This is a genomic window from Porphyromonas sp. COT-290 OH3588 (assembly GCF_000769075.1).
GTDB lineage: Bacteria > Bacteroidota > Bacteroidia > Bacteroidales > Porphyromonadaceae > Porphyromonas.
Genome location: NZ_JRFC01000036.1, coordinates 1 through 8108 on the forward strand (window position 1 = coordinate 1; position 8108 = coordinate 8108).

At 46.7% G+C, this 8108-nt stretch carries 5 protein-coding genes; all 5 read left to right on the forward strand.

Annotated features, from left to right (window positions below):
- The first annotated feature begins 620 nt into the window (after positions 1-620).
- From HQ48_RS07515 to HQ48_RS07535, 5 genes are read left to right on the forward strand one after another with little or no spacing between them, the layout of a single operon-like run.
- Positions 621-2069, forward strand: a complete 1449-nt coding sequence (locus tag HQ48_RS07515) for a hypothetical protein (protein ID WP_160225954.1) — start codon at positions 621-623, stop codon at positions 2067-2069.
- A 21-nt stretch (positions 2070-2090) separates the two neighbouring features.
- On the forward strand, positions 2091-3008 hold the full coding sequence (locus HQ48_RS07520) for a septum formation initiator (RefSeq protein ID WP_152568350.1): 918 nt from the start codon (positions 2091-2093) through the stop codon (positions 3006-3008).
- A 19-nt stretch (positions 3009-3027) separates the two neighbouring features.
- A complete protein-coding gene (locus HQ48_RS07525) occupies positions 3028-5559 on the forward strand; it encodes an Hsp70 family protein (protein WP_044232910.1) in 2532 nt (843 codons plus the stop codon).
- A 16-nt stretch (positions 5560-5575) separates the two neighbouring features.
- Positions 5576-7360 carry an AAA family ATPase gene (locus HQ48_RS07530; protein WP_044232912.1) on the forward strand — a complete coding sequence of 595 codons (1785 nt, stop codon included), beginning with the start codon at positions 5576-5578 and terminating at the stop codon, positions 7358-7360.
- Between the two features lie 3 nt (positions 7361-7363).
- On the forward strand, positions 7364-7822 hold the full coding sequence (locus tag HQ48_RS07535) for a TerB family tellurite resistance protein (protein WP_044232914.1): 459 nt from the start codon (positions 7364-7366) through the stop codon (positions 7820-7822).
- The last annotated feature ends 286 nt before the right edge of the window (positions 7823-8108 follow it).

An 8108-nucleotide genomic window follows, 5' to 3' on the forward strand; every position in this document is an offset into this window, starting at 1 on the left:
TCTGTTGCCATAATCTCTGTTTTTTGTTCTCTAAAGTTACACGCAATTCACCAACTAATTCGGATCCCTAGCAGTGCACTTTTGTTTGACAACATACAATTTGGGATATATATATTACATTTGTAGCACAAGTCTCTCTTGAGGCATAATATTAGATATTTGGTAGCGTTTGCTGCTTGGCTTCACACCCTGATGGAACCTAGGAAATTTCAATAGGGATGAAAACAGTGAAGGTAGGTTAGTGAACGTCCGCGTATTACGTGGACGTAACTTACCCACTGTTTTCAAGGCTTTCCTAGGGCCTCATCAGGTGTGGGTGTTGCGTCCACGCTATTTTTATCCATACTATATATATACGATACTATACTCCCTAGGAAGATATGAGAAGTATTAGAGAAAATCCCTATCGCTTACTGGGAATGTTGGGATCGAGTTCTCGTAAGGATCTCGACAGCCGAACCAAAAAGCTTCGTCAGTATGCAGAAGCTGGGGTAGCTCCACAATTGGCACCTGACTACTATTGTCCAAATCTGGGTCGTAAGCCTCTCCGTCGTACTATAGAGGATATTGAGCGATGTAAGGGGTTACTCACCCTTGATCAAGATCGGCTACGCTATGCATTGCTGTGGTTTATAGATGTTAACCCAATTACGGATCCTCCAGCTCTAGAGGCACTCACAAGAGAAAACTATGAAGAGGCTAGCCGAATATGGCGTAAGCAAATCTATCGAACGACAGGAGATCTTAAGCCTATTACAGAGAAGAATTACTCTGCCTGTCATAATCTAGCTGTACTACTAACAGCCTCTACCACAATAGCAAATATTATCTCTGGAGTTGCCTTGGAGCTGGATGCTCTAGAGCAAGGTGGGGTACAGGCTTTTCTATCCGACAAGCTAGGAATGCCGATTCCTAACCTTAAGGAGCTCCAGTTAATTTATCTCGATCAGATTATAGAGGACATAGGCCTGAGACCTCGCGGTGGGAATGCTCAACTGATGAATATGCTTGCACAGAAAGACTATACGGCCAAAGTTGACTTGATGCGCAAGTATGCTGTATCTGCAACTGGAGATTTGGATAAACTTATAGAAGACTACACTCAAAGGTGCCAGGAAAACAAAGAGAAGGCGCTTGATGGTGCTCAACAGTTACTGAAAAAGGGAAAGACTATTCTCGAGCAGGTGGAGCTGTGTTTCCCAAAAACAGATTTGAAGTACAGAAGCACCAGCGACAAACTTGCCAAGGCCGTGTTGTCGTGTGGTATACAATATTTTGAGGCTAAGTCGCAGGACGAAGATCTCGATGCAGATAGCCTATTATCTCTATACCGAGAGTCGAGAGCCATAGCTTGCTCCGATTTCGTTGAGAAGGATATCGATGAGCAGATAAACAAGTTGCAAGACTGGCAGGAGGAGGCTCCCACGCGTCGAGCCGAGTCGAAGGTCAAGGAGCAGGTCTTTAGGATAAAGGCTAGAATCTTGGCAATGGCGATGGTTGAGGCCGATACAATACCCAATATTAAAGCCTATCTCAATGATTGTGAGACGGAACTTGAGGTTATAAAGAGTTCTTTAAGTCCCAGCCGAGATGTGTACAACAAGTATAGTACTCAAGTCGCTCAGGTTTGCTTAAACTCATTGGTTGCCGCGGTAAACGAGGCACAAGAAGAGGCGAAGCAGGGGGGTGAGTCTGGAGATCTCCTCAGTCGATTATCCGCCATATCGACGTTGAAAAAACAGCTAAAAGACGCTTGGGATATTACAGAGCGATTGGAGAAGTTGGGCCTAGACTCAGAGTTTCGTAATGGCCGATTTTCTCAAAATAAGAAGATTCTCAAGGACCTATGTTCTCAGCTGGGAGTGCAGACAGAGCCCATCAAGTTGACGCCTTCGCCTCCACGGCCAACTCCTCCGCCTCCACGGCCAACTCTTGTTCAATCCGAGTCGAAGTCTTCAAGTTCAAATGGGGATTCTTTTTGGGCAAAATGGGTAGATGAAGAAAATATGGGGTGTGTCTTCATGTTCGTCATAGGGCTAATTGTCTGGCTAATCTCTAAGTGTTCATAATTAGTAAAATGGTTTAATCATATGAAATACAAACAAACTCTAATGGGTCTGGCTCTGGGTGTATCTCTATGTATGCCTGCTTTAGGTCAGAAGTCGCAGATGCCTAACGACAAAGAGCGAGCTATACTTAACGAGCTTGAGTTATTACGGAAGAAGGATAAGGCTTTTGACCAACGCCTCCGCAGGCAGGGGCTAAAGATGCAGCATTTAGAGCAGTCGATCGAATCGCTTGCGCAGCGACTGTCGGAGCAGCAACAGGCATGGGTAGCGTCTCACGACGCTCTGCAGAGCGACATGGAAGTACGAGACCGAAACTCGCAGGGTAAGATTCAGGAGAATGCCTCACAGACGATGCGTCTGCTAGGAGGGGGTGTTGCCGTTAGTTTTGCTTTGTTTCTCCTTGGTGGGGGCGCTTACTATTTGCTTAGACGACGGCAGCAGTCCAATCACCTAGTTGCCGTTGCCAAAACACAGGAGCTTGAGCAAGCCATTGAGCAATCGCGTACCTGTATAGAGGAGCAAATAGTGAGCGAACTGACCAAACTGACAGAGCTATTGGATGGTCAGGCGAAAGCATTGCAACTGCCCTCCCCGGCGTTGCCCAGTACCGAAGTCGATCATAGTCTCGCCCTTAAACTCGCAGGAGAGATTACAACGATTGAGCGTAATGTTAGCTTGATGGACGAAGGAACGAGGGGGCTCAAACAGCTACGTCGGTCTGTGGGTAAGCTTAAAGATAATCTGGCGGCCAATGGTTACGAGATGCCAGAGCTACTCAATCGGAGGTATGCCGATGGTATGAATGTCATAGTCACGGCTACCAATCCAAACGAAAATCTTGAGCAGGGTGTAGAAGTCATCAGTAAGGTGCTTGTGCCACAAGTCAATTATCAGGGAAAAATGATACAAGCAGCCCAGGTGGAGCTGTCAGTCGGATAACACTAAACTATAATAAACAATGAGAGTCAAGATAGACTATGGCATTGACTTAGGGACGACGAACTCTGCGATAGCTCGCATGGAGCAAGGGCAGCCCGTGGTCAAGAAGAGTGATGTTCAGATGGATACGGTACCCTCGTGTGTACACTTCAACAAGAAGCAAAGTACACTGACAGGGATACAGGCCCAGACGGCTCTGAAGAAAGAGCGTGTAAGAGCCTTAAGAGAGGGCAGTGTGGGGCAGTTAAATAGCTTCATAGAGTTTAAGCGCACCATGGGGACTACCGAGACCTACGAGAGTACGCATATGGCTCGAAGCTATACCTCTGAAGAACTGTCTGCGGATGTGCTTCGCGCTTTACGAACCCATATCCAAGACGAAGGCTTTGAATCTGTAGTTATTACGGTGCCAGCTAAGTTTACTACTCCTCAGAACAACGCAACTAAGCATGCCGCCATGTTGGCAGGCTTCAAGCAAGTACATTTGTTGCAAGAGCCTGTCGCCGCTGCTACAGCCTATGGGCTTAGTGCTAATAGCAAGGAGGGCGTTTGGCTAGTGTTTGATTTTGGGGGGGGCACATTTGATGCTGCGATTATTAAAAATGAAGAGGGTGTACTCTCTGTAAAAGACACCGAGGGCGACAACTTTCTTGGGGGTAAAAACCTAGATGAGGCAATCATAGACGAGCTACTTATCCCCTATCTTGCCGAGCATTACCAAATCCAATCGATGCTACAGGATTCTATGAGTCGTCAGCGCCTACGAGATGCCCTTAAGGGGAGGGCTGAGGAGGCCAAGATCAAACTCTCGTCCTCCGAAAGCTTCAATATCCTTACAGAGCTCGACGAACTTACCGAAGATGAGGAGGGCGAGGAGATGGAGTTAGATCTAACGCTTACTCGATCCGATATGGAGCGGGTGCTTACACCTATCTTCCAAAAGGCTGTCGATATCACCCTGGAGCTCCTCAAGCGTAATAATCTACGAGGTAGCGACCTCTCTGCACTCCTGTTGGTGGGAGGACCTACACACTCGCCCGTGCTTAGACAGATGCTACGAGAGCAAGTGACACCTAATGTAGATACCTCAGTGGATCCAATGACTGTAGTCGCCTGTGGTGCAGCACTATTTGCCTCTACTCTGTCGATAGATGACCATATTCAAGAGGCGCAGAGAGACAAGAGTAAGCTACAACTTAACCTTAAGTTTGATGCCTCCACGACGGAGACTGATCCAATGGTGAATGTAAGCCTACTACGTAGCAAATGCGAAGGCTATGTCCCAGATAAGTTGACAATTTCATTTCAGCGCATGGACGGAGCTTTCAATACCCCACCGAGTCCACTAACCGAAAATATTTCCCTTGTGGATCTCGAGCTCGTGGAGGGGCGCACCAACCTATTCAACATCGTAGTAAGAGATGGTGGTGGGCATATAGTAGAGTGTGAACCTAGTGAGATTTCAATCCTTCAAGGGCTATCGGGGCTTGATGAGATGCAAGTGCTTCCGTATCATGTTGGTATAGGTAGGTATTATGAAGAATTTGAGTCGGAGCGCTTTGCTCCAGCTCGAGGTCTAGAGAAGAATAAGACTATGCCGGCTGTAGGGACAATCAATGGCTTGAAGACCAAGAGTGAGATACGTGCGGGTATGTCGAGTGATGTGATTCGTATCCCAATCTATCAGGGGGATTACAACGCAGAGGGTAGTACTCCAGAACTTAATAACTTAGTTGTTGAGCTCCTAATCACGGGCGAGTGTATGCCCAAGACGCTTCCTGCTGGTAGCCCCGTAGACCTAACGATTAAGGTGGACCGATCTGGAACTATCGTAGTTGAGGCTGAGTTCCCTAGTATCGAGCATAGCGAGGAGCTGAAAGCCGAAATCAAGTCCATGCAGGCTCCATCGGCCGAGGCGCTTGAGCGTGCTATAAGGAAGGCCGTTGGGCGTGCTCACAGGTTTAATCTATCGGAGGTGGAGACTGAGCTTGAGGTATTGCAAAAACAGCTCGAGCATGAGCGAGCCAGTGGTGATGGACGTCTGCGCCTACAGGAAGCTCTACGCAAGCAACTCTTACTTATCGATCCCGCAGAGCGTAACGCTTCGTGGGCTACTGTAGAAGAAGAACTAAAGGAGGCGCTGTATGAGGCAGAGGAGCTGTGGCGTAAGATTAAAGCCAATGGGGACGACAAGCAAATTAATGTGGATGCTGTAGAGAAAGAACTTGCAGAGTGTAGACAACGAGCTGAATTAGCCATCCGTGAGCAGAATGTCAAAGAAGCAAGAGAAGTATCTCGTAGTCTAGGGGCGTTGGACCACAATTTGCGCAATGCCGTTACTGGCGGTGAGCAAGATGCGCAGGTCCTCCAAGCGATAAATCAGGCATTTCATACACTCCAATGGCGCAACCCCGCCAAAGCTAAAGAACTTATCCAGCAAGGTCTACAACGAATACAGAGCGGTAATAATCATGTAAGGGACATATTGGTTGAGCTTGTTCATCACAATATGGTTAGCGAAAATGATGGGGCAGATCTTTTGGGCGGATAACTAATAACACGGCTGTATGTTGTTCAAAAAAGGAGAGTGTATAGACCTGTATTCTGTGGTGTTGCCTCTATATAGAGGTGATGCCACAGAACTCTATCGTGCTCGAGGTCTAGATGGGCAGATGTTTCTGATTAAGATATATCGTCCAGATAAGTTGAGCCCTTGTGAGTACTCATTCTCTGGACGCATTAGGGAAGTTGAGATGTTCGATATGCTACGCTGTGAGGGCATCTCTCGCTATATATCTAGTGGAACCATCCATAGAGATGGGGGGCGTTATCCCTATGTGGTCTTGGAGTTCGTGCCTGGGGAGTTTCTCGTCGATCGGCTCGAAAGAGAGCCTTTTCGCTTGTACAGCGATGTCGTTGGGCTTACTGTTGCCTTGCTGAAGATTGTCAAGTCTCTTCATCTACATCCAGAGACTATCGTGTGCAATGGGATTACCCCGAAGAATATTCTTCTAGATGCCCGCTCTGAAGACCACCCGAAACCCGTACTAACAAGCTTGGAATCTGCGGTCGGTGTATCTAGCTATAACCATGGATATGGACCAAGTACCCCAAAAACGCCACCTGTTTATCTTGCTAACGAAGCTCTTCAACAGGGAGCTTCTACCAAGAGTGATTTATTTTCTGTTGGGGTAATACTCTATCAGATCCTTTATCGCAGGTTGCCGTGGACGATAGATGCCGATGTCGAACTAGGCTCTCAACAAGAGCGTCAGCTGTGGTTTGAGGTGCGGAGCAAGCGCTTGAGCTTCCCTGATGTGTCCGAACAGATTATTGGGTACGACCCCAAGGTTGAGCTGATTGTCAAGAAAGCATTGAGCCCCGACTTAGAGTTGCGTTTTGGATCTGCGGACGAATTTATTGCCGCTCTTCTGGGGGAGACCGAAGTAGTAGATATAGATCGTGTACAGCAAGAGGAGAGTGTGCCCAAAGCGCGCCCTATACCCCAGTCAATAATTTCTCGAGGCAAGGGATTTGCCGCCGTTGCAGGCCTCCGAACACTCAAGGAAAAGCTGCAGAGAGAGGTAATAGATGCTTTGAGGTCTCCTGAAGTCTATGCACAGTATGGAGTTAGTATTCCCAATGGGATGCTCTTGTATGGGCCACCAGGGTGTGGAAAGACATTTTTTGCCAAGCGATTTGCCGAAGAGGTCGGTTTCAATTTTATGCTGATGACCCCAGCTATGCTCAAGAGCCGCTACGTCAATGCTACGCAGGAAAACATCGCCAATATGTTCGCAGAGGCTGCAGAGAATGCACCTACTATCATATTTATTGATGAGATCAATGAACTTCTGCCCAATAGAGAGGCCGATGTTCATGAGATGAGCCGAAGTGCTGTTAATGAGATGCTAGCACAGATGGACCGAACTGGAGATAAGGGAATCTTTGTTATCGGGGCGACAAACTATCCACAGCAAATAGATACGGCCATGCTTCGGTCTGGTCGTTTGGAATGCAAGGTCTACTTGCCTGCTCCCGATGTGGAGGTGCGCGAGGAACTGTTTCGTATGTATCTGGAGGGACGACCCCTTGAATTAGGGATTAACTATGAAGAGTTAGTTGCTTTGACGGAAGGCTATGTCTCAGCGGATATTGAGAGGCTGGTCAATGATGCTGCTCGTAGAGCATTAATAGAGAGAGTGCGTATCGGACTGGTGCACCTCAAGCAAGCAATTTCAGATAATAAACCGTCTTTGAGTAAGGCGGAGCTAGATAGGTATGAGAAGATCAGGCAGGAAGTAGAGCAAGAAAGTCAACCTACGAGTAGAAAAAAAATAGGATACAACTAAGTTATGGATCATACATTGATAATAGATTTATTGTTTCACTGTATGGCTAGTGACGGACATTTAGCCAAAGAGGAATTTGATTGCCTTCGGCATATATGCCTTATAGAAACAGATATTGAAACAAATGAGATAGAGAATATTCTATCTAAATTATCTACAGACCTTGAGGAGGGGCGTTTAGATACAGAGGCCTTTGTCGCTTCTTTGCGTGGACTAAAAATAGAAGATTTAGAGGCTATCCAGCTTACAGAGTCTCTCATTCAAATGATACTCACCGATAATGTAGTTCAGTATGAAGAAATCGTCTATTTCCGCAAAGTCTGCAGGGCGTTATCCATTACTAGGGACATGATAGAGTCGAATTTTCCTGATCGACTAGGATGGTTCGACACAGGGGAGTTCCTCGATGCTGAAAATCAAGAGATTTTAGATTTCAAGATCGGGAAGAGCAATCATTGTTAATCAAATAGAAGTGTCTGATTGATAGTATCAAGATAAATACTTGGGATTCTGCATATTGCTGTCTAATGAGCTTCTCAAGAGAGGTAAATGCTAGCCCCATGAATCGATCTTTTTGTTATTTAGAGGAATCCCACTCTGAGTTCTTGGTTCGGTCTGCAAGTTTTTGAGTCTTCGAGGTGCGAAACATGAGACTATTGCGCAATGCACCGCTCAAAGGTTCTTGTATCTTTCTCGGTGTTTTTTGCGTGTTTGAGCGGCTTTGGGAGCCTTGAATACTATCCCCCTA